General features: G+C 69.5%; 19 protein-coding genes, 3 tRNA genes and 1 pseudogene. 10 read left to right on the plus strand and 13 right to left on the minus strand.

The window, feature by feature from the left end; all coding sequences use genetic code 11:
- Positions 1 to 110 precede the first annotated feature (110 nt).
- The 5 genes from AC07NS_RS08905 to AC07NS_RS08925 all read right to left on the minus strand — a co-directional run bounded on the left by AC07NS_RS08905 (position 111) and on the right by AC07NS_RS08925 (position 7,318).
- Positions 111 to 743 carry a flavin reductase family protein gene (locus tag AC07NS_RS08905; protein ID WP_494602765.1) on the minus strand — a complete coding sequence of 211 codons (633 nt, stop codon included), beginning with the start codon at positions 741 to 743 and terminating at the stop codon, positions 111 to 113.
- A 223-nt stretch (positions 744 to 966) separates the two neighbouring features.
- Positions 967 to 2,361, minus strand: coding sequence for an efflux transporter outer membrane subunit (locus AC07NS_RS08910; protein WP_494602766.1), 1,395 nt, complete (start codon positions 2,359 to 2,361; stop codon positions 967 to 969).
- A 161-nt stretch (positions 2,362 to 2,522) separates the two neighbouring features.
- On the minus strand, positions 2,523 to 5,708 hold the full coding sequence (locus tag AC07NS_RS08915) for an efflux RND transporter permease subunit (RefSeq protein ID WP_494602767.1): 3,186 nt from the start codon (positions 5,706 to 5,708) through the stop codon (positions 2,523 to 2,525).
- Positions 5,709 to 5,910: 202 nt separating this feature from the next.
- On the minus strand, positions 5,911 to 7,086 hold the full coding sequence (locus AC07NS_RS08920) for an efflux RND transporter periplasmic adaptor subunit (RefSeq protein WP_494602768.1): 1,176 nt from the start codon (positions 7,084 to 7,086) through the stop codon (positions 5,911 to 5,913).
- Positions 7,087 to 7,150: 64 nt separating this feature from the next.
- Positions 7,151 to 7,318 carry a hypothetical protein gene (locus tag AC07NS_RS08925; RefSeq protein ID WP_494602769.1) on the minus strand — a complete coding sequence of 56 codons (168 nt, stop codon included), beginning with the start codon at positions 7,316 to 7,318 and terminating at the stop codon, positions 7,151 to 7,153.
- A 169-nt stretch (positions 7,319 to 7,487) separates the two neighbouring features.
- Between AC07NS_RS08925 and AC07NS_RS08930 the strand changes: the two genes are divergently transcribed.
- A complete protein-coding gene (locus AC07NS_RS08930; RefSeq protein ID WP_494602770.1) occupies positions 7,488 to 8,135 on the plus strand; it encodes a TetR/AcrR family transcriptional regulator in 648 nt (215 codons plus the stop codon).
- A 110-nt stretch (positions 8,136 to 8,245) separates the two neighbouring features.
- Here the strand turns inward: AC07NS_RS08930 and AC07NS_RS08935 are convergent, their stop codons facing one another.
- Complete coding sequence (locus AC07NS_RS08935) at positions 8,246 to 8,707, minus strand: low molecular weight protein-tyrosine-phosphatase (protein WP_494602771.1); 462 nt, start codon at positions 8,705 to 8,707, stop codon at positions 8,246 to 8,248.
- A gap of 72 nt (positions 8,708 to 8,779) precedes the next feature.
- Positions 8,780 to 8,856, minus strand: a tRNA-Arg gene (locus tag AC07NS_RS08940).
- Between the two features lie 276 nt (positions 8,857 to 9,132).
- Between AC07NS_RS08940 and ggt the strand changes: the two genes are divergently transcribed.
- Positions 9,133 to 10,881: a gamma-glutamyltransferase gene (gene ggt / locus AC07NS_RS08945; RefSeq protein ID WP_494602772.1), complete on the plus strand. Its 1,749-nt coding sequence runs from the start codon at positions 9,133 to 9,135 to the stop codon at positions 10,879 to 10,881.
- Positions 10,882 to 11,015: 134 nt separating this feature from the next.
- On the opposite strand, the gene AC07NS_RS08950 is transcribed toward ggt, so the two are convergent.
- Positions 11,016 to 11,447 carry an acyl-CoA thioesterase gene (locus AC07NS_RS08950; protein WP_110121666.1) on the minus strand — a complete coding sequence of 144 codons (432 nt, stop codon included), beginning with the start codon at positions 11,445 to 11,447 and terminating at the stop codon, positions 11,016 to 11,018.
- 1 nt (position 11,448) lies between these two features.
- Positions 11,449 to 11,730, minus strand: coding sequence for a zinc-finger domain-containing protein (locus tag AC07NS_RS08955; RefSeq protein WP_494602773.1), 282 nt, complete (start codon positions 11,728 to 11,730; stop codon positions 11,449 to 11,451).
- Between the two features lie 154 nt (positions 11,731 to 11,884).
- Here AC07NS_RS08955 and AC07NS_RS08960 point away from each other — a divergent pair, with 154 nt between their 5' ends.
- A complete protein-coding gene (locus AC07NS_RS08960) occupies positions 11,885 to 12,847 on the plus strand; it encodes an ABC transporter ATP-binding protein (RefSeq protein ID WP_494602774.1) in 963 nt (320 codons plus the stop codon).
- A gap of 167 nt (positions 12,848 to 13,014) precedes the next feature.
- Here AC07NS_RS08960 and AC07NS_RS08965 read toward each other — a convergent pair whose 3' ends face one another.
- Complete coding sequence (locus AC07NS_RS08965) at positions 13,015 to 13,917, minus strand: 5'-methylthioadenosine/S-adenosylhomocysteine nucleosidase (protein ID WP_494602775.1); 903 nt, start codon at positions 13,915 to 13,917, stop codon at positions 13,015 to 13,017.
- Between the two features lie 137 nt (positions 13,918 to 14,054).
- Between AC07NS_RS08965 and AC07NS_RS08970 the strand changes: the two genes are divergently transcribed.
- The 4 genes from AC07NS_RS08970 (at position 14,055) to AC07NS_RS08985 (ending at position 16,667) form a co-directional block, all read left to right on the plus strand.
- Positions 14,055 to 15,116: a purine nucleoside permease gene (locus AC07NS_RS08970; protein ID WP_494602776.1), complete on the plus strand. Its 1,062-nt coding sequence runs from the start codon at positions 14,055 to 14,057 to the stop codon at positions 15,114 to 15,116.
- Between the two features lie 2 nt (positions 15,117 to 15,118).
- Positions 15,119 to 16,435 carry an NCS2 family permease gene (locus AC07NS_RS08975; RefSeq protein ID WP_494602777.1) on the plus strand — a complete coding sequence of 439 codons (1,317 nt, stop codon included), beginning with the start codon at positions 15,119 to 15,121 and terminating at the stop codon, positions 16,433 to 16,435.
- Positions 16,436 to 16,493: 58 nt separating this feature from the next.
- Positions 16,494 to 16,570, plus strand: a tRNA-Arg gene (locus tag AC07NS_RS08980).
- A 20-nt stretch (positions 16,571 to 16,590) separates the two neighbouring features.
- Positions 16,591 to 16,667 (plus strand) — tRNA-Arg (locus AC07NS_RS08985).
- A 50-nt stretch (positions 16,668 to 16,717) separates the two neighbouring features.
- Here the strand turns inward: AC07NS_RS08985 and AC07NS_RS08990 are convergent.
- Positions 16,718 to 17,089, minus strand: a complete 372-nt coding sequence (locus AC07NS_RS08990) for a response regulator transcription factor (protein ID WP_494602778.1) — start codon at positions 17,087 to 17,089, stop codon at positions 16,718 to 16,720.
- A gap of 119 nt (positions 17,090 to 17,208) precedes the next feature.
- A complete protein-coding gene (locus AC07NS_RS08995; protein WP_110121673.1) occupies positions 17,209 to 17,826 on the minus strand; it encodes a response regulator transcription factor in 618 nt (205 codons plus the stop codon).
- 65 nt (positions 17,827 to 17,891) lie between these two features.
- Between AC07NS_RS08995 and AC07NS_RS09000 the strand changes: the two genes are divergently transcribed.
- The 3 genes from AC07NS_RS09000 to AC07NS_RS09010 all read left to right on the plus strand — a co-directional run bounded on the left by AC07NS_RS09000 (position 17,892) and on the right by AC07NS_RS09010 (position 21,499).
- Complete coding sequence (locus AC07NS_RS09000; protein ID WP_494602779.1) at positions 17,892 to 19,514, plus strand: sensor histidine kinase; 1,623 nt, start codon at positions 17,892 to 17,894, stop codon at positions 19,512 to 19,514.
- A 127-nt stretch (positions 19,515 to 19,641) separates the two neighbouring features.
- Positions 19,642 to 20,697: an NAD(P)-dependent alcohol dehydrogenase gene (locus AC07NS_RS09005; protein ID WP_494602780.1), complete on the plus strand. Its 1,056-nt coding sequence runs from the start codon at positions 19,642 to 19,644 to the stop codon at positions 20,695 to 20,697.
- Positions 20,698 to 20,896: 199 nt separating this feature from the next.
- Positions 20,897 to 21,499, plus strand: coding sequence for a helix-turn-helix domain-containing protein (locus AC07NS_RS09010; RefSeq protein WP_494602781.1), 603 nt, complete (start codon positions 20,897 to 20,899; stop codon positions 21,497 to 21,499).
- 30 nt (positions 21,500 to 21,529) lie between these two features.
- Here AC07NS_RS09010 and AC07NS_RS09015 read toward each other — a convergent pair.
- Positions 21,530 to 21,646: pseudogene (locus tag AC07NS_RS09015) on the minus strand (hypothetical protein); the annotation flags it as partial.
- Positions 21,647 to 21,730 lie beyond the last annotated feature (84 nt).

A 21,730-nucleotide genomic window follows, 5' to 3' on the forward strand; every position in this document is an offset into this window, starting at 1 on the left:
GGCTCGGTTCGAGCGAACCTGAAAGCCCTCCCGAGCCGGCCGGTTCGGGAGGGTTTTTCGTTTTTGGCAGTCCCGCGAACTCCTCTCCCTCTGGGAGAGGTGGTTTAGAGTCACGCCTTGGTCGGGCGGATCATCTCGAACAGCGCCGAGGGCTCGACGGCGACGTAGTCGCCGCAGCCGCCCCAGCGCAGGATCGGCTCGCCGGCGGGGGCGTCATAGACGTTGTCGGGACGGATCAGGCGGCGGTCGATGTGGACGGCGACGACCTCGCCGAAGGTCATCCAGGTCTCGACCTCGTCGCCGTTCGCCTTGGTCAGCTTGAACGACTGGGTCAGGCGGCACTCGAAGTTCACCGGGCTTTCCAGCACGCGCGGGGCGGCGATCAGGCTGCCCGCGACTGGCGTCAGGCCGGCCAGCTCGAACTCGTCCTGGCCGGGGGCGGCGGGGGCGGAGGTGATGTTCATCGCGGTCGCCAGGTCGCGGGTGGCCAGGTTCCAGCAGAACACGCCGGTGGCCTGGATGTTGGCGACGGTGTCCTTCCAGCCGGTGCTGGCGAAGCCGACGATCGGCGGGGTGTAGTTGAAGGCGTTGAAGAAGCTGTAGGGCGCGAGGTTGCGCCGGCCTTCCGTGTCCACCGTCGAGATCCAACCGATCGGGCGCGGGCCGACGATGGAATTGAACGGATCGTGGGCCAGGCCGTGGCCGTCGCGGGGCTGGTACTGGTGGGCGTCGGCGGCGGCCATGCGGGGGGCTCCAAGAGAGGGTGTCGCCATATAGCCCCTCTCCCATGGGGAGAGGGAGGGGCCCGCGCCGCAGGCGTGGGAGGGTGAGGGGGTAAGGCGTCGGCCGGGCTTAAGCTTGAACGACCACGCTGGGTTTGGGGGAGGGGACCGCCAGCGGTGTAACCCCTCACCCTCCCATGCTGCGCATGGGCCCCTCCCTCTCCCTCTGGGAGAGGGTAGTCTGTTACGACCACCCCCCGCCCAGCGCCTTGTAGATCGCCACCACATCCGTGTTCACGCCGGTCTCGGCCACGGTCAGGGCGTCCTCGGCGGTCAGCAGGGTCCGTTCGGCGTCGAGCAGTACGAGGAAGTCGATGCCGCCTTCCTTGTACTGGATCCGCGCCAGCTCGGCGGCGCGGCGCGAGGCGGCGGCCTGGTCGGCGAGGCTGGCGAGACGCGCCTGGCGCTGGCGGTAGGAGACGAGCGCCGTTTCCAGGTCCTCGATCGCGGTCAGCACGGCCTTGTCATAGGCCGCCAGGGCCGCGTCGTTGCGCGCTTCCGCCGCCTTCAGCCGCGCATGGGCGCCGCCGAGGTCGAGGGCCGGCCAGCTGACGCTGGGGGCCACCGACCAGGCCTGGCTGGCGCTGTTGCCGAAGCCGGAGGCCGTGCCGGTGAGGAAGCCGACGAAGCCGGTGACGCGGACGCGCGGGAAGAGGTCGGCCGTGGCCACCCCGACCTTGGCGGTCTGGGCCGCCAGCCGCCGCTCGGCCGCCTGCACGTCGGGCCGGCGGCGCAGGAAGGTCGCCGCATCGCCTATCGGCAGGGCCGTGACCAGCGGGGCCGGGTCCTGGGCGCGGGGCTTCAGTTGGACGTCGAGGGCGCCGGGCCGCTGGCCGGTCAGGACGGCCAGGCGATAGTTGGCCCGGGTCTCGGCGGTGACCAGTTCGGGGATGGCGCTTTCGGTGGCCTTGAGACGGGCCTCGGCGCTGGCGACGTCGATGGGCGAGCCGGCCCCGGCCTCGAAGCGCACGCGGGTCAGGCGCAGGGTTTCGCGCTGGGTTTCCAGGTTGCGGCGGGCGACCGCCAGCCGGGCCTGGGCGCCGCGCAGTTCGAGGTAGTTGCGGGCGACCTCGGCGGCGACGGTGACCTGGGCGTCGCGCAGGTCGGCCTGGGCCGCGCCGGCCTCGGCGCTGGCGGCCTGCACGCCTCGGCGCACGCGGCCGAAGAGATCGAGCTCCCAGGCGGCGTCGAAGCCGGCTTGGTAGGTGTCGCCATAGACGCGCTGGCCGTTGGAGGTCGGCTGCTGCTGGTCGGCGGCGGCGTAGGTCCCGCTGGCGGTGACGCGCGGGGCGGCGTCGAGGCGGGCGTCCTTGAAGAGGGCGCGGGCCTCGTTCACCCGGGCCACGGCGATCTCGAGGTCGAGATTGGTGGAGAGGGCCTGGGTCACCAGCGCGTCGAGCGTCGGGTCGCCGAACGCCTTCCACCACTGGGCCTCGGGGGCGGCGGTGGAGGCGACGGCGGGCGCGGCGTTCTGCAGGGCGATGGGGGCGACGACGGGGGCCTTGTAGGTCGGGCCGACGGCGCAGGCCGTGGCCAGCAGCGAGGCGCCGGCGATCAGCGAGGCTTTCAGGAAGGTCATGGGAAACCTCGAAGGTCTCCCTTCCCCCTTTGATGGGGGAAGGGTCGGGGATGGGGGTGACAGAGGTTCAGGATGGGGAGAGGCCGGCGTGACGTCCGCCGCTGTAGTCACCCCCACCCCTGGCCCCTCCCCCATCGAGGGGGAGGGGAAGAGGCGTTGGGTCATCCGTGGGCTTCCGCTTCGGTGGTTGCGACGGGCTGGCTCTTCACCAGCGAGCGCGAGCCGCTGAGGCGGCGGATGACGTAGTAGAAGACCGGCGTCAGGATCAGGCCGAAGACGGTGACGCCCAGCATGCCGGAGAACACCGCCACGCCCATGGCCCGGCGCATCTCGGCCCCGGCCCCGTGCGACACCACCAGCGGCCAGACGCCCATGATGAAGGCGATCGAGGTCATCAGGATGGGACGCAGGCGCAGGCGGCAGGCTTCGAGCACAGCTTTCAGCGGCGTGTCGCCCTCGATCTCGCGTTCGCGGGCGAACTCGACGATCAGGATGGCGTTCTTGCACGCCAGCCCCACCAGCACGATCAGGCCGATCTGGGTGAAGATGTTGTTGTCGCCGCCGGTGACCAGCACGCCGGCCAGGGCCGACAGCAGGGTCATCGGAACGATCAGGATCACCACCAGCGGCAGGCTCCAGCTTTCGTACTGCGCGACCAGCACCAGGAAGGCCAGCAGCACGCACAGCGGGAAGATGTAGATCGCCGTGTTGCCGGCCAGGATCTGCTGGTAGGTCAGCTCGGTCCACTCGAAGCCCATGCCGGCAGGGAGTTCCTGCTTGGCCAGTTCCTCGAGGGCCTTCTGGGCCTGGCCGGTCGAGAAGCCCGGCGCGGGGCCGCCGTTGATCTCGGCGGTCAGCATGCCGTTGTAGTGCATCTCGCGGTCGGGACCGGTGGCCTCCTTGAAGCTGATGAACGAACCCAGCGGGATCATCTGGCCCGCGCCGTTGCGGGTCTGCAGGCGCAGCATCTGCTCGGGCTGCAGGCGGAAGTTCTGGTCGGCCTGCACGTTGACCTCGTAGGTGCGGCCGAAGCGGTTGAAGTCGTTGACGTACAGCGAGCCCAGATAGACCTGCAGGGTCTCGAAGAGGTCGGTCAGCGACACGCCTTGGGCTCGCGCCTTCTCACGGTCGATGTCGGCCTGGATCTTCGGGACGCTGACCTGGTAGCTGGAGAAGACGCCGGCCAGGGCCGGATCCTTCTGCGCCTTGGCGATGATGTTCTGGGTGGCCTTGTAGAGCTCGTCAGAACCCAGGCCCGCCTTGTCGACGATCTGCATGCGGAAGCCGCCGATGGTGCCCAGCCCCTGCACGGACGGCGGCGGGAAGACCGCGATCTGGGCGTCGGGGATGGCGGCGAACTTCTGGTTCAACTGGCCCACGATGGCGCCGGCCGAGAGCTCCTTGCCGCGACGGTCCTTGAAGTCGCTGAGCGGGAAGAACACCGCGCCGGCGTTGGGGCTGTTGATGAAGCCGTTGGCCGACAGGCCGGGGAAGGCCACCGAGTGCTCGATGCCCGGGGTCTTCATGGCGATGTCGCCCATCTGCTTGATCACCGCCTCGGTGCGGTCCAGCGAGGCGGCGTCGGGCAGCTGCACGACGGCGACCACATAGGCCTTGTCCTGCTGCGGCACGAAGCCGGACGGGGTGCGGGCGAAGGCCAGGCCGGTCAGCAGCAGGAGGCCGCCATAGACGAACAGCGAGGCGGTCGAGCGGCCCAGGGTCGCCTTCACGCCGCGGACATAGCCGTTCGAGGCGCGGTGGAAGACCTTGTTGAACGGCGTGAACAGCCAGCCCAGGGCCCGGTCGATCAGCTTCTGGAAGCGGTCCTTGGGCGCGTCGTGCGACTTCAGCAGCACGGCGGCCAGGGCCGGCGACAGGGTCAGCGAGTTGATCGCCGAGATGATCGTCGAGATGGCGATGGTCAGGGCGAACTGGCGGTAGAACTGGCCCGACAGGCCGGTGATGAAGGCCGTGGGGATGAACACCGCGCAGAGGACGAGCGCCACGGCGATGATCGGGCCGGTGACCTCGCTCATCGCCTTGCGGGTGGCCTCGGGCGGCGAGAGCCCGTTGGTGATGTGCCGCTCGACGTTCTCGACCACGACGATGGCGTCGTCGACGACGATGCCGATCGCCAGCACCAGGCCGAACAGGGTCAGCGCGTTGAGGCCAAAGCCCAGCAGCAGCATGATGGCGAAGGTGCCGATCAGCGACACCGGCACGGCCAGCAGCGGGATCACCGAGGCCCGCCAGCCCTGCAGGAACACCACCACCACGATGACCACCAGGATGATGGCCTCGATCAGGGTGTGGACCACCGAGTCGATGCTTTCCTGCACGAAGGCGGTGGTGTCGTAGATGATCTCGTAGTCGACGCCTTCGGGGAAATCCTTCTTCAGCTCCTGCATGGTCTTCTTGACGTCGGCGGCCATCTGCAGGGCGTTGGAGCCGGGGCGCTGGAAGATCGGCACGGCCACGGCCGACTTGTTGTCGAGCAGGGAGCGCAGGGCGTAGTTGTTGGCCCCCAGCTCCACCCGGGCCACGTCGCCGAGGCGGGTGATCTGGCCGTCGGCGCCGGAACGGATGATCACGTCGCGGAACTGCTCCTCGTCGGTCAGGCGCCCGGGGGCGTTGATCGACAGCTGGAATTCAGCGCCCGAGCCGGCGTTGGGCGGCGCGCCCAGCTGGCCGGCGGCCACCTGCACGTTCTGCTCGCGCAGGGCCCGCACGACGTCGCCGGCGGTCATGCCGAGGGCCGCGACCTTCTCCGGATCCAGCCACACCCGCATGGAGTAGGCGCCGGCCCCGAAGATCTGCACGTCGCCCACGCCGTCGATGCGCTTGAGGCGATCCCGCACGTTCAGCTGCGCGTAGTTGCTGAGATACAGCATGTCGTAGCGGTTGTTGGGCGAGATCATGTGCACGACCAGGGTCAGGTCGGGCGAGGCCTTGTTGGTGGTCACGCCGATGCGCTGCACCTCCTGGGGCAGTTTCGGCAGGGCCTGGGCGACGCGGTTCTGCACCTGCACCTGGGCCTTATCCAGGTCGGTGCCGAGCGCGAAGGTCACGGTCAGGATCATGGCCCCGTCCGAGGCCGACTGGGACGACTGGTAGATCATCCCCTCTACGCCGTTGATGGCCTGCTCCAGCGGCGCGGCGACCGTCTCGCCGATCACCGACGGGTTTGCGCCGGGATAGGCCGCGCGCACGACGACCGTCGGCGGCACCACTTCGGGGTACTCGCTGATCGGCAGGTTGGGCAGGGCCACCAGCCCCGCGATGAAGATGACGATGGACAGGACGGCGGCGAACCGCGGCCTGCCGACGAAGAATTTTGCGAAGTTCATGGCGGGCGCCCTTTGAAGGCGAGGAGGCGGAGGGGAGGAGGGACGTGAGGGGGCGTGTTTGGAGAACCCCTCCCCCTCGATGGGGGAGGGGCAGGGGTGGGGGTGTCTGCTGAGGGAGATGACGGGCGCCGGCGTCTGTCGGCCAGCGCTGCTGTCACCCCCATCCCCGGCCCTTCCCCCATCGAGGGGGAAGGGAGGGAGATCAGTTCTGGCTCGTGGCCGTGGCGACCGCGGCCACCTTCCGCGGACCAGCTTCCAGCTGGCCCAGATCGGCGGCTTCGGTCTTCACCGCCACCGGCGCCACGGCGTCGCCGGGCTTGACCTTCTGCAGACCGCCGACGATCACCCGGTCGCCGGGCTTGAGGCCCTGGCGAATGACCCGCAGGTTGCCGGCCAGCGGGCCGATCTCGACCGGGCGGTACTGGGCCTTGTTGTCGGCCCCGACCACGATGACGTAGCGCTTGCCCAGATCCGTCGCGATGGCGCGATCGGGGGCCAGGGCCACCGTCTGCGACGCCGCGCTGACCAGGCGGATGCGGGCGAACAGGCCCGGCGTGAACCGGCCGTCGGCGTTGGCGAAGATCGCCCGGCCGCTGATCGTGCCGCTCTTGGCGTCCAGCGCGTTGTCGATGAAGGCCAGCTTGCCGACGTGCGGGTAACCGTCCTCGGTCATCAGGCCCATATAGACCGGGCTTTCCTTGCCGCGCTCGGCGGCGGCGTACTTCAGGAAGGTCTGCTCGTCGGCGCTGAAGGCCGCGTAGATCGGCGTGTCGGAGACCACCGTGGTCAGCATGTCGGCCTGGGTGACCAGGTTGCCGCGGGTGATCAGGGCCTTGGAGACCCGGCCGTCGATCGGCGAGGTCACGCGGGTCCATTCCAGGTTCAGGCGAGCGGTCTGCAAGGCGGCCTGGGCGGCGGCGAGATTGGCCTGGGCGGCTTTCTCTTCCGACGACAGCCGGTCGAATTCGCTGCGGGCCAGGGCGTTCTGGTCGATCAGCCGCTGGCCGCGCTCGCGGTTGACGACGGCCAGGTCGAGCCCGGCCTTGGCGCGCGCCACCTCGGCCGAGGCGCGGGCGGCGTCGGCCTGGAACGGGCGCGGGTCGATCTCGAACAGCACCTGGCCCTTGCGGACATAGGCGCCTTCGGTGAAGCGGACGGTGTTCACATAGCCGCCGACCCGGGGACGGATGTCGACGGTGTCGACCGCTTCCAAGCGGCCGGTGAAGTCGTCCCACTGGCGCAGCGACTTGAAGGCCACGTCGGCGACGGTGACCTGGACGGCGGGGGCGGGGCCTTGCTCGGGCTGAGCCTTGGCGCTGCAGGCGGCCAGGACCGCCATGGCGGCGAGGCCGGCGAAGGTGTTGATGGCGTGGCGCATCGGGAAACCTGTCGAAAGAGACGCCCGGGGAGGTGGGCGGACGGGGAGGGGGACGCTTGAACGGCTATTCCCAGGCCGGGCGGCGAGCCCGGCGGCTGGGCTTCGGCTGGGAGGCCGTCCGGCCGATCCAGCGCTTCAGGGTGCGGCCGTGTTCGGCGGCGGCGGTCAGCCAACCCATGACGGGAGCGGCCGGGGCTTCGGGGGCGGCTGTGAGGTCGCTCGCGTTCGGCATGGCTTGCGCTCCGTTCAGGGGCTAAGAGGGGGGAAATGTCGCAGGGTCGGTTGCTTGACTTGGCGGCTAGGGATAACGATCTAGGATGTGACGATACCGTTCGGTATCACTCTCCATGGCGGAGAGATACTGACCGGTAACTCTCACGTCAAGGCGAGGTGCTGCGAAAATGGCTGCGAGAAAATCTGGGGAGGTCGGCTCGGGGGAGCTGGAGGCCGGGACGGCGTGCGCGCCGGACGGCCCGCCGGCGTCCAAGAGGCCCGCCCGCGACCGGATCTTCGAGACGGCCCGCGAGCTCTTCTACCAGCACGGCATCCGGGCCGTCGGCGTCGAGGCCATCGCGGCCGAGGCCGAAGCCACCAAGATGACGCTGTACCGGAACTTCCCCTCGAAGGACGAGCTGGTCGCCGAGGTCCTGCGCGAGCAGGAACGCGAATACTGGGCCTGGTGGGACGGCGTGACGGCCATGTGCTGCAGCGATCCGCGCGGCCAGTTGGAGGCGATCTTCGACGCCTTCGAGACCAAGGCCTGCGACACCAACATCCACGGCTGCCCGCTGGCCAACGCCGCCATCGAGCTGCACGAGGAAAACCACCCGGCCCAGCAGGTGTCGGTGAACTACAAGCGCTCGCTGCACGGCCGACTGATCGACCTGTGCCGCCGCGCCGGCGCCAATGACGACGAGCTGGCCGACTCCCTGATGCTGTTGATGGAGGGCTCCTACACCGCCCGCGTCACCCTCGGCGCCGACGGCCCCGCCCGCTCCGTCGCCCGCGCGGCGCGCAGCCTGATCCGCGTGCACCTGGGGGATCGGTAGGGGGGGGCTGGGCCCCCTCCGGCCCTCCGGGCCACCTCCCCCAGAGGGGGAGGATCTAGCAAGTCAGATGCTCCCCCTCCGGGGGAGCTGTCGCGGAGCGACTGAGGGGGTCAGCCCGCGATCTTCGCCGCCAACCCCCGCGCCCCGAACATCGCGTCGGCCCAGGTGATCTCGAACCCGGCGTCATCCCCATAATAGGGATCGGCCACCGCCTCGCCGGCCCGCCCCTCGACGTGATCCAGCAGCAGGCTCAGCCGCGCCCGGCTTCCCGCCGGCGCGAGCCGCTTCAAGTTCCGCAGATTGTCCAGGTCCAGCGCCACCACATGGTCGAAGCGCTCGAAGTCGACCGCCGTCACCTGCCGGGCCGCGTAGTGCCCGATCTCCACCCCATGCCGCCGCGCCGTCGCCTGGGCCCGGCGATCGGGCGGATCGCCCGCATGCCAGCCGCCCGTTCCCGCCGAATCCACCACGACGTCCAGCCCGGCCCGCTCGGCCTCCAGCCGAAACGCGGCCTCGGCCAGCGGCGAGCGACAGATGTTGCCCAGACAGACGAACAGCACGGAAACGGTCATGCCGAACCGCTAGGCCAAAACCCGCCGTGCCGACAACTCTGATTTTTCAGGAGATCTTCTAGGAGAAGAAAATGGCGCGCCCGGAACGATTCGAACGTCCGACCCTCAGATTCGTAGTCTGATGCTCTATCCAGCTGAGCTACGGGCGCGCACTGCCTTGCGGCGAGGCGGGGGAAATAGCCCGGACCCCGGGGGTGTGCAAGCGTCTTGTCGAAAAAAGTCGCCGAGTCCGGTGGATAAGTGGGCGACTCCTTGTGCTGTAACGGTTTCAACGGCCGGAAAAGATGTCGCAGGGGCGTGGGGCCGTGTTTTTTGCGAGCGCGCTGGCGGCGGCGGGGGCATGGTTCGTCGAATCTCCGTCCCGGGAGTCGGCTTTGAAGCCGCTCGCCAGGACCTGTTCCGCGCTCCGTTCCGAGGATCCGCCCATGCGCCTGCCCGTTCTCGCCGCCCTCGCCGTCCTGACCGCTTGCGGAGGGATCGCCGGCTGCGCGACGCCGGCGGCGGTGGCCAAGGACAGGCCGGCCGTTGCGGCGACGGCTGGCGCGGCGGCCGCCTACAGCCCGCGCGGCATGGTCGCCACGGCCAATCCGCTGGCCACCGAGGCGGGCCTGCGGGTGCTGCGCGAGGGCGGCTCGGCCGTCGATGCGGCGGTGGCCGTGCAGGCGGTGCTGGGCCTGGTGGAGCCGCAGAGCTCGGGCCTGGGCGGCGGCTCGTTCCTGATGGTCTACGACGCCAAGACCGGCAAGGTGACCGCCTATGACGGTCGCGAGACCGCGCCGGCGGCCGCGACGCCGGCCCTGTTCCTGGGCGACGACGGCAAGCCCGTGCCGTTCATCGCCGCGGTGCTGTCGGGCCGCTCGACCGGCGTGCCCGGCGCGGTCGGCATGCTGGCCCAGGCCCAGAAGGAGCACGGCGCCATCGGCTGGGACCGCCTGTTCCTCGACGCCGAGAAGCTGGCCGACCAGGGCTTCACGGTCAGCCCACGCCTGGCCTCGATGATCAACGGCCGCGCGCCGCAGGGCAAGACGCCCGACGCGACAGCCTATTTCACCAAGCCCGACGGCCAGCGCTACCAAGCCGGCGAGACGCTGAAGAACCCGGCCTACGCCGCCACCGTGCGCCGCTTGGCGGCCGAAGGCCCGTCGGCGCTCTATGAAGGCCCGCTGGCCGAGGCGATCGTCGCCAAGCTGCACGAGGGCGAGCGGCCCTCGGCCATGACCCTGGCCGACATGGCGGCCTACAGGCCGCGAAGCGCCGACGCCCTCTGCCGGCCGTGGAAGGTCTACACCGTCTGCGTGCCCAACCCGTCGTCGAGCGGGGTGTCGCTGCTGCAGGCCCTGCTGATGCTCGAGCACACCGACATCGCCAAGCGCGGTCCCAAGGACCCGATCGCCTGGACCCAGATCGCCGAGGCCGAACGCGTCATGTACGCCGACCGCGACCGCTATGTCGGCGACCCGGGCAAGGTGACCGTACCGGTCGAGGGCCTGCTGGACCCGGCCTATGTGAAGGAACGCGCCAAGCTGATCGGCCAGACGGCCGGCCCGGTTCCCAGCTTCGGCCTGCCCAAGGGCGCGCCGAAGGTTGGTCCCGACTCGACCATCGAGCCGGGCGGCACCACCCACTTCGTCATCGTCGATCCGGCGGGTAACGTGGTGTCGATGACGACCACGGTCGAGAGCATCTTCGGTTCGGGCCGGATGGTCGGCGGCTTCTTCCTCAACAACCAGCTGACCGACTTCAACTTCGTACCCGTCGACAAGGACGGCCTGCCCGGCGCCAACGCCGTGGCCGGCGGCAAGCGCCCGCGCTCGTCGATGTCGCCGCTGATCGTGCTCGACAAGAAGGGCAAGTTCCTGGCCGCCGTCGGCTCGCCGGGCGGCTCGGCGATCCTGTCCTATAACCTCAAGGCCATGGTCGGGGTGTTCGACTGGGGCCTGTCGATGCAGGACGCCGTGGCCCTGCCGAACCTGGTGGCGCGCGGCGACGTGTTTTCGGGCGAGGTCGACCGCTTCGGGCCGGAGTTGACCGCGGCGCTGCAGGCGCGCGGCGTGATGGTCAAGGAGGGCCAGAACGAGAATTCGGGCCTGCACGGGGTGATCGTCCGCAAGGGCGGCGTTCTGGAAGGCGGCGCGGATCCGCGCCGCGAAGGTGTGGCCAAGGGGCTGGAGTAGCTTCAGCAGATCCTCCCCCTGAAGGGGGAGGTGGCCCGGAGGGCCGGAGGGGGAAGCGGCTGCTGATGCGCCGCGATCACTTCCCCCTCAGTCGGCTTCGCCGACAGCTCCCCCTTCAGGGGGAGCGTCTTGGATTACGGCAGCGGACGCGGCTTCCGATCCTCGCCGATGGCGACGAACGTGAACACGCCCTGCGTCACCTTGTGGGCCTTTTCGCCGTCGCGGCGGCGGCGCCAGGCCTCGACCTCGACCTTCAGTGAGGTGCGCCCCGTGTGGACGATGCGGGCGAACAGGCTGACCTCGTCGCCGACGAACACAGGGCTGATGAACACCATGCCGTCGACGGCGATGGTGGCGCAGCGGCCGGCCGCCCGGTGAAAGGCGATCGAGGCCGCCGCCAGGTCCATCTGCGACAGCAGCCAACCGCCGAAGATGTCGCCTTCGGGGTTGGTGTCCGACGGCATGGCGATGGCGCGCAGGACCGGCGGGTCGTGCGGCCACTCGGCCGCCTCCCACGCCTGGGCGAGGGTCTCGGCGCGCGGGCCGGAGAGGCTGGAGTCGTCCAACTTAGTGGCCGCCGGCGCCTTCGTAGACGCCCGGAGCCAGCTGCTCGTCCTCGTCGTGGCCGGCGTGCGAGGCGGCGATGAAGCGGCGGTCGCAATAGGGGCAGTCGACCGAGCCGGCCGCGCCCATCTCCAGCCACACGCGCGGGTGGCCCAGCGCCCCGCCGACGCCCTCGCAGGCGATGCGGTGCGAATGGACGTGGACGATCTCCGGGGCCGGGCCGGCGGTGACGGCGACGTCCATGCCCGTGGGGGCGGTTGGAGCTTCGGACTTGGCCTTGGCCATGGGAACTAAACCTTCGAATTCTGAGCGCGGCCTTGGCTAGGCGGCGAACGAGGCATACCTATGCGACGCGTCGGCGCCGCGTCAATTCGGGCAAGGCGCCGCGCCTTCGTTTTCAAAGCCTTCGGCCCCGCGACGGGCCTTGATTGGACGCTTCATGGACCTGCCTGCCTACGCGATCGAAGCCGAGGGCCTGTTCAAGACCTATCCCGCCACCAAGACCGCGCCGGAGAAGCGGGCGCTGAACGGCATCGACCTGAAGGTGCCGCGCGGCTCGATCTTCGGCCTGCTGGGTCCGAACGGGGCGGGCAAGTCGACCTTCATCAACATCCTGGCCGGCCTGACCCGCAAGTCGTCGGGCACGGTGAAGATCTGGGGCCGCGACATCGACGAGCGCCCGCGCGACGCCCGCGCCGCCATCGGCGTGGTGCCGCAGGAGCTGGCCGCCGACGTCTTCTTCACCCCGCGCGAGTCGCTGGAGGTGCAGGCTGGCTATTACGGCGTGCCCAAGAACGAGCGCCGCACCGACGAGCTGCTCAACGCGCTGGGCCTGGGCGACAAGGCCAACGCTTACGTCCGCCAGCTGTCGGGCGGCATGAAGCGGCGCCTGATGGTGGCGAAAGCCATGGTCCACCAGCCGCCGGTGCTGATCCTCGACGAGCCGACCGCCGGCGTCGATGTCGAGCTGCGCCGCCAGCTGTGGGAATATGTGAAGGGCCTGCACGAACTGGGCGTGACCATCGTGCTGACCACCCACTATCTGGAAGAGGCCCAGGAGCTTTGCGACCAGATCGCCATCGTCAATCGCGGCGAGGTGGTGGTTTGCGAGCCGACCCCGACCCTGCTGGGCCGGATGGACATCCGCAACGTGGTGGTGACGCCGGAGAGCCCGCTGTCGGTTCCGCCGGCGCTGGAAGGCTTCGACACCAAGGGCCGCGCGGGCGGCGCCTTCTCGGTCAGCTACCGCACCGGCCAGTCGAGCGTCGAGCACGTGCTGGCCGCCGTGCGCGGGGCCGGCGTGTCGATCAAGGACATCGCCACCGAGGATCCGGACCTGGAGGACGTGTTCGTGTCGCTGACCTACGGCGATCCGAACGCCAAGGATCCGTTGAAGACCTGACCCCCTCTCCCCTTGCGGGAGAGGGTGGCCTCCCGAAGGGAGGTCGGGTGAGGGGGTGCGCGTACAGAAACGCCGCGACAGCCGATCAGCTATCGCGGCGTTTTGCATCTGAGAGACCCCTCATCCGTCGACTTCGTCGACACCTTCTCCCGCAAGGGGAGAAGGATTCAGGGCAGCGCCTTCACGAACGCCCGCACCACCGTCGCGGAGTTGTCCGCCGCCAGGCGCAGGAACACCGGGAACTGGTTCGTCGCCGGATCGCCGCCGGCCAGGTCCGACAGGCTGCGGAAGGCGATGAACGGAGTCTTGTTCACGTAAGCCACCTGGGCGACGGCCGCGCTTTCCATGTCGAGCACCCGGGCGCCGAAGGTCTTGTGGGCGTAGTCGCGGAAGGCGGCGTTGTCGACGAACACCGGGCCCGAGCCGCCGGCCCCGCCCACCACCACCTTGGGCGGTTTGGTCAGGCACTGGTCGGCCGCGCAGCGCTTCAAGGCCAGGCCCTCCACCGACTTGCGGGCAAGCGCGATCAGCTCAGGATCGGCGGTGAAGGACAGCCTGTCTTCCGTCTTGGCCGGGTCCTGGGTCACCGTCACGGCGCGCGGATACATCATGCCGAAATTGGGCAGGTCGCTGACCAGGCCGGGCGTGGGCGCGAAACCGCCCGGAACTTCGCGGGCATAGGCCATTTCCGACGTCTGGGCCCAGGTCTCCGGCGCCACCACGTCGCCGACTTCCAGCTCGGGGTCCGCGCCGCCGGCCACGCCGGAGAACACGATGCGGACGACATGGAAGCGGTCGAGCGCGGCCTGGGTGGTCATGGCGGCGTTGACCATGCTGATCCCCGACAGGAACAGCACCACCGGCTTGCCCTCCAGCTTGCCGGTCACGTAGCGCGTACCGGCCGCCGTGAATTCCTTCCTGTCGGCGGTCGCCGCCTCCAGCGCCGCCATCTCCGGCGGGAAGGCGCTGACCACGGCCGTGCGCGGGGAGGCGTCCAGGCGCTCGGCGGCGCTCGCAGCAATCGGCGCGGCGAAGGCGGCGCAGGCGAGGACGGTCAGGGCGAGACGCATGGGGGAAGGCTTCCGGTGGTCGATTCGGCGGCACCCTAGCCTCGCGCGCGCCGGCGCCGGAAGAGCCGACATCCAGCCTGTTGCATCGCCCGCCGGTTCCGACGACTTTCGCGCCGTTTTCAGCGAACGGGGCAGGCATGAGGGCTTGGATTCTAAGAACATTGGTCGTTTTGGCGGCCGTCCTCGGGGCGAGCGCCCCGGGGCTCGTCCAGGCGGCGACCAAGCCGATCCCGATCAAGGTCGTGGTCGTCACCACCTTCGAGATCGGGGCCGATACGGGCGACGTCGCCGGCGAGTTCCAGCCCTGGGTCGAAGGCTGGCCGCTGAAAAGCGAGATCAAGGTGCCTGGAATCCGCCACGTCGCCCGCTATTCCGACGACGGCGTGCTGGCCATCGTCAGCGACATGCGCGGCCGCACGCGTGAAAGCGTCGCGGCCCTGATCCTGTCGGACCAGTTCGATCTCTCCCACGCCTACTGGATCGTCAGCGGCATCGCCGGCGTCGATCCGGCCTCGGCCTCGGTCGGCAGCGCCGCCTGGGCCCTCTACGTGGTCGACGCCGACCCGATCTACGAGGTCGACGACCGCGAGATCCCGGCCGACTGGCCCTATGGCCTCTATTCCAACGACGCCGACCGCCCGAACGTGAAGGGCAAGGCCGAGGGCTCCAGCGCCATGGTCTGGACGCTCGATCGCGGCCTGGTCGACTGGGCCTACGCCCTGACCAAGGACGTCAAGCTGCCCGACAATCCGGACCTGGTGAAGCTGCGCGCCGGCTATGTGAAGGAGCCCAACGCCGCCCGTCCGCCGTTCGTGCTGCAGGGCGACGCCCTGGGCACGGTGCGCTTCTGGCACGGGACGCAGCGCACCCAGTGGGCCCGCGACTGGGTCAAGCTCTGGACCGACGGCGCGGGGACCTTCACCATGAGCGACTGCGAAGACCAGGGGATCCTCGACGTGCTCGACGCCCATGCCGACAGCGGCCGCATCGACCGGCGCCGGGTGCTGGTGCTGCGCACGGCCAGCAACTACACGCGCCCGCCCCTGGGCGAACCGACCTTCCCGCGCGTGCTGCACGACGACGGGGCCAAGGCCGGCTTCGAAGCCGAATTCCTGGTCGGGGGCGTCGTGGCCCGCGACCTCGTCAAGAACTGGGACCGCTACGCGCGCGCCCTGCCCAATACGGCCGGGAGCCGATAGCCATGCTCGAACGTCTCTTCCACCTGAAGGCCCAGGGAACCAACGTCCGCACCGAGGTGCTGGCGGGCCTGACCACCTTCATGACCATGGCCTATATCGTCATCGTCAATCCGGCGATCCTGGGCGAGGCCGGCATGCCGGTGGCCGCCGTCGCCGCCGCCACCTGCCTGGCCGCCGGCCTCGGCTCGATCCTGATGGGGCTGATCGCCAACTACCCGCTGGCCCTGGCCCCCGGCATGGGCCTCAACGCCTACTTCACCTACACCGTGGTCAAGGGCATGGGCGTGCCGTGGGAGACCGCGCTGGGCTGCGTTTTCATCTCGGGCGTGGCCTTCCTGATCCTGACCGTGGCGGGCATCCGGCAGATGATCGTGGCGGCCATCCCCCGGCCGCTGTTCTCGGCCGTCGCGGCGGGCGTCGGTCTCTTCATCGCCTTCATCGGTCTGAAGGACGCCGGCGTCATCGTCGCCAACCCGGCCACCGCCGTGGCCCTGGGCGATCTGACCACCCCGACGGCGGCCCTGGCCTTGATCGGCCTCGTGGTCATCGCCGCCCTGCAGGCCTGGCGGGTGAAGGGCGCGATCCTGATCGGCATCCTGCTGGCCGCGATCGCCGGCTGGCTGCTGGGTCTCTCCAAGTTCACGCCGGGCGCCTACAGCCTGACCGACCTCTCTGCGACCTTCCTGAAGATGGACGTCGGCGCGGCCCTGCACCTGCGCGGCGGCATGGGCGTCGCCTTGCTCGAGATCATCTTCGTCTTCCTGTTCGTCGACCTCTTCGACAACGTCGGCACCCTGGTCGCCGTCACCAAGAAGGCCGGTCTGGTGGAGCCCGACGGCACGATCCCGCGCCTCAACCGCATCCTCACCGCCGACTCGGCCGCCACCATGATCGGCGCCGCGGCCGGCACCAGCACGGTGTGCAGCTACATCGAGAGCGCCTCGGGCGTCACCGCCGGCGGCCGCACGGGCCTGACGGCCGTGGTGGTCGGGATTCTCTTCCTGATCACCCTGTTCTTCGCCCCGCTGGTGCAGGCCATCCCCGCCGCCGCCACGGCCCCGGCCCTGGTGCTGGTGGGCGCCCTGATGATCGGCTCGCTGGCCGAGGTCGACTGGAACGACCCGACGGTGGCCATCCCGGCCTTCCTGACGGTGATCACCATTCCGCTGACCTTCTCGATCGCCAACGGCCTGGCGTTCGGCATCACCAGCTACGCGATCCTCAAGGCCGTGACCGGCAAGCTGCGCAAGGGCGACTGGCTGCTGGTGGTCCTCGCCGCGCTGTTCGTGCTGCGCTTCGTCTATCTGGCGAAAGGCTGACCAAAACCCTTTGCGCAGGCGCGGCTTTCGGCTAAGACCGCGCTTCCGCAAGGCGGATGCACCCGTAGCTCAGCTGGATAGAGCGTTGCCCTCCGAAGGCAAAGGTCACACGTTCGAATCGTGTCGGGTGCGCCAGTCGTCTTGCGCTGAAATGCGCGCCCGTAGCTCAGCTGGATAGAGCATCAGACTACGAATCTGAGGGTCGGACGTTCGAATCGTTCCGGGCGCGCCATTCTCCCAAACCAGAAAACCGACGGCCTCGTGGCCGCTCCGTCGTTCGCGTCAGCGGCCGGCCAGGGCCGATTCCAGGCAGCGGATCAGGCTGTCGCCGCTGAAGGGTTTCTTCAGGAAGCAGGCGGCGCCGAGGGCCAGGCCGCGGGCGCGGGCGCGGGCGTCGTCGAAGGCGGTGATCAGGATCACCGGGGTGGCCAGGCCGCGTTCGCCCAGGGCGAGTTGCAGGTCGAAGCCGGAGAGGCCGGGCATCTGGACGTCGCTGATCAGGCAGTCGGCGCCGGACGAGTCCTCTGACGCCAGGAAGGCGGCGGCCGAGGCGAAGGTGGCGACGCGGTGGCCCAGCGAGCGGATCAGGGCTTCCAGGGAAGCCCGGACGGCTTCGTCGTCGTCGACCACGGCAATCAACGGGGCTTGCGACACCTACTCGTCCCTTCCGGCCTTCCGGTCCCGCCGGGAACGCGCGGACTGGCGGCGGGCGGCGGGTGGGATCTATCTGCCCCAGACCGGCCGGCGGCGGAATCATACTCGGGTGTATGGCGTCATGTCGCAGGGGCGACGCCGAGCAGTTCGGCCATGCGCACGAACTCCAGCATCGAGCGCGCCTCCATCTTCCGCATGGCCGAGCCGCGGTGGATCTTCACCGTGATCTCGGAGAGCCCGATCTCGAAGGCGATCTGCTTGTTCATCAGGCCGGCGGCGACCATGGCCATGACCTGGCGCTCGCGGGCGGTGAGGGTGTCGTAGCGGCGGCGGGCCTCGTCGAGCCCCGAGCGCTCGGCGCGCTGGGCCTGGTCGCGGCCGATGGCGGCGGTCACCGCGTCGAGCATGTCCTGGTCGCGGAAGGGCTTGGCCAGGAAGTCGACGGCGCCGGCCTTCATGCCGCGCACGGTCATCGGGATGTCGCCGTGGCCGGTCATCAGCACCACCGGCATACGGATGTCGGCGGCGTTGAGCTGGGCCTGGAAGTCGAGGCCGCTGACTCCGGGGAGCCGTACGTCCAAGACGAGGCAGCCCGCGTCGTGCGCATGTCCGGAGCGAAAGAAGTCCTGGGCGTTGCCGAACAGGCGCGTCTCCAGCCCGACCGAACGGAACAGGCTGTCCAGGGCTTCGCGTATGGCCCCGTCGTCGTCGACAATGTGCACCGTCGGAACCGACATGAGGGCGATAGCTGGACCAACCACTGCGCGCCGTCAATAAAGGGGCGCAACCTTCGGTGATCTCGATGCGCGACCACCCCGACGTCTTGAACGTTTCGACCGAATCCCTGCTCGGCCTGCTGGCCGCCGCCCACGAGCCGATCCTGGTGCGCGACCTGGAGGGGCGGATCCTGTTCTGGAACCAGGGGTGCGAGGCGCTGTACGGCCATGGCCGCGAGGCCGTCGGCGGGGCCGGCGCGTCCGACCCGCTGGCCACCGTCTTTCCGGCGCCGCTGGAGGAGATCAACGCCCGCCTGCTGGACGAGGGGCAATGGCGGGGCGAGGTCACCCGGCGGCTGGCCGACGGCCGCGAGGCGGTGATCGACCTGCGCTGGTCGCTGCGTCGCGACGCTTCGGGCGGATCGCTCCAGATCCTGGAGACCAGCCGCGACGTCACCGAGGCCCGCAAGGCCGAGGAGGCCTTGAGGCGCAGCGAATACCGTTTCCGCAACGTCTTCCACGCCATGAGCGTGTCGTTCTGGGAACTGGATTTCTCGGCCCTGGCCGGGATGTTCGGCGCCCTGCGCGCCAGGGGCGTGACCAGCCTGCGGGCCCACATCGCCGAGAACCCGCGCTTCGTGCGCGAGATGATGGAGGCCAGCCAGGTCGTCGACGTCAACGAAAAGTCGCTGCAGCTGTTCGAGGCCACGCGCGAGCAGTTGCTGGGTCCTGTCGATCGTTTCTGGCCGCCGTGCAGCGAGCACGTCTTCGCCGCCAGCGTCATCGCCGCCCTGGAGAAGAAGCCGCACTACGAAAGCGAGGCGCGGTTTCGCACCTATGACGGCCGCGAGTTCGACGGCCTGTTCACCTGCTGCTATCCGCGCGAATACCTGCCGCAGGGCGCGACCCTGGTCGGCGTCATCGACATCACCGACCGCCTGCGCGCCCAGGAGGACCTGCAAAGGGTGCAGGCCGAACTGGCCCATGCGGCGCGGATCTCGACCCTGGGCGAGCTGACCGCCTCGATCGCCCACGAGGTCAACCAGCCGCTGTCGGCCATCGTCACCAACGGCGAGGCGGGGCTGCGCTGGCTGAAGCGCGAGACGCCGGACCTGGAGGAGGTGCGCCGGGCCTTCGACCGGATGATCGGCGAGGCCAACCGCGCCTCGGGCGTGATCGGCCGCATCCGCACCATGGCCGTCAAGGGCGAGCCGGAGACGGCGCGGCTGGCGCTCGGCGCGCTGGTCGAGGACGCCGTGCTGCTGGTGCGGCGCGAGCTGACGGCCAATGGGGTGGCCCTGCGAGCGCAGGTTCCTGTCGATCTGCCGGAGGTGGACGGCGACCGGGTCCAGCTTCAGCAGGTGCTGGTCAACCTGATGGTGAACGCGGTGCAGGCGATGGCGGAGGGCCTGGAGGACGAGGCGGAGCGCGTGCTGACCTTGCGCGGGGCTGTGGAGGGGCAAGGGGAAGGCGAGGCGGTCGTGCTGTCGGTGGCCGACACCGGGCCGGGCGTGGCGCCCGAGCGCCTGCCGCAGCTGTTCAACGCCTTCTACACCACCAAGTCCGAGGGAATGGGCATGGGGCTGTCGATCTGCAAGACCATCGCCGAGGCCCATGGCGGGACGATCGTCGTGACGTCGGAGCCGGGGGAGGGGGCGCGGTTCGATCTTCGACTGCCCGTGGCGGCCGCGTCGCAAGAGGTTGATTGATGAATTTTGCTCATCGAGCCGTGAAAAGCTGAGCGGCTAATTTTACGATCGCGCGCGCGCTAGATTGGTTTCGCAAGATCCTTCGCGGGTCTTCCTCCCCCAAAAAGCCAATCGGAATATCCTGCACATGGCCATCAAAGCCTATGGCGCCTTCGCCGCCGACAAGCCGTTGGAAGCGATGGACATCACCCGCCGCGCCATCGGCGCGCACGACGTCCAGATCGACATCGCCTATTGCGGCGTCTGCCACTCGGACCTGCACACCGTGCGTTCGGAATGGGCCGGCACCCTGTTCCCCTGCGTGCCCGGCCACGAGATCGTCGGCCGCGTCTCGGCCGTCGGCGGTTCGGTCAGCCGCTTCAAGGAAGGCGACGTGGTCGGCGTCGGCTGCATGGTCGACAGCTGCAAGCACTGCCACTCGTGCGACGACGGCCTCGAGCAGTTCTGCGAGAACGGCTTCGTGGGCACCTATAACGGCCCCACCGAAGACGCCCCCGGCCACACCCTGGGCGGCTACTCGCAGCAGATCGTCGTCAATGACGGCTTCGTGCTGAAGATCAGCCACCCCGAAGAGCAGCTGGCCGCCGTGGCCCCGCTGCTGTGCGCCGGCATCACCACCTGGTCGCCGCTGCGCCATTGGAACGTCGGTCCGGGCAAGAAGGTCGGCGTCGTCGGCATCGGCGGCCTTGGCCACATGGGCGTCAAGCTGGCCCACGCCCTGGGCGCGCACGTGGTGGCCTTCACCACCTCGGAAGCCAAGCGCCAGGACGCCCTGGACCTGGGCGCCGACGAGGTCGTGGTGTCGCGCAACGCCGATGAGATGGCGGCCCACGCCAACTCGTTCGACTTCATCCTCAACACCGTCTCGGTCAGCCACAGCCTCGACGCCTTCACCGCTCTCCTGAAGCGCGACGGGACCCTGTGCCTGGTCGGCGTGCCCGAACACGCTCACCCGAGCCCGGACGTCGCCGCCCTGATCTTCAAGCGCCGGTCGATCGCCGGCTCGCTGATCGGCGGCATCGCCGAGACCCAGGAGATGCTCGATTTCTGCGCCGAGCACGGCATCGTCTCCGACATCGAGATGATCAAGATCCAGGAGATCGAGACCGCCTACGAGCGCATGCAGAAGAGCGACGTGAAGTACCGCTTCGTGATCGACAGCGCCTCGCTGGCCGAGGGCTGACGGGCGGGGTCCGCGCGTCGAAAGCCGCGCGGACCCACCTCGCAAGGTAGCGATCCCATACCTGGGTATGACCCCGCCAAACCCAGGGACTGCGACGATAAGCGCGGGTGCGATGGCGACATGCGTCGCGGTCACAGAACAATGATCCTCGAAAACGAAGGGGGCCTTGGAGGCCGCCCGCAGTTCAGGGATCGAAACCATGGCCTTCCTCGCCCCCATCACCGTTTCCGACGCCCCCGTCGAAGGCCTGCTGGCCGCGCGGGAACTGGCGGGCGAGCCCCGCAGCTTCGCCGACCTGCGTGAGGTGCTCGGCGCCCTGGAACGGTCGCTGGAGCGTTCGGCCGAACCCGAGGCCGCCACGGCCCGGGCCCTGATCGCCAAGGCCTCGGCCCTCGTCGTCGGCGTGGGCGTCGTTGGCGTCGCCGCGCCGAGCGTTGCCCCCCTGACCGCGCAGGCCGTGCAGGGCGGCCTGGCCCCCTGGCAGGCCCGCAAGCTGCGCAAGCACATCGACGAGGGCCTGGAGGGCGATCTCAGCACGGCGGCCCTGGGCGCGCTGGTGGCGCTCAGCCCCAGCTATTTCGGCCGCGCCTTCAAGGTCACCTTCGGCCAGACGCCGCACGCCTATGTCACCCGCCGGCGGCTGGAGGCCGCCCAGCACATGATGCTGACCACCCGCGAGCCGCTGAGCCAGATCGCCTATCTGTGCGGCTTCGCCGACCAGTCGCACCTGTGCCGGCTGTTCCGCCGCGCCATGGGCGCCGCGCCCCAGGCCTGGCGCCGGGCTCACCGCCTGGCGGCTTGAGACCTCTCCTTTCTCCCGTCATTCCCGCCCTTATGGCGGGAACCCCTGGTTCAGCTGACACGTGAAGCGCCAGCGGACCGCTGGCGGTCCGCCTCATCGGCCCCCGCGGCGGACAGAGGGTTTCCCGCCACAAGGGCGGGAATGACGGGAATGAAAGATAGGCCGGCCCGTCTCCACTACGCGACCGTTCCGGCCACACGCCGCGCGCGAGCCGCCGATCCGCGCGACACC

The organism is Caulobacter sp. GW821-FHT10A10 (assembly GCF_059415745.1).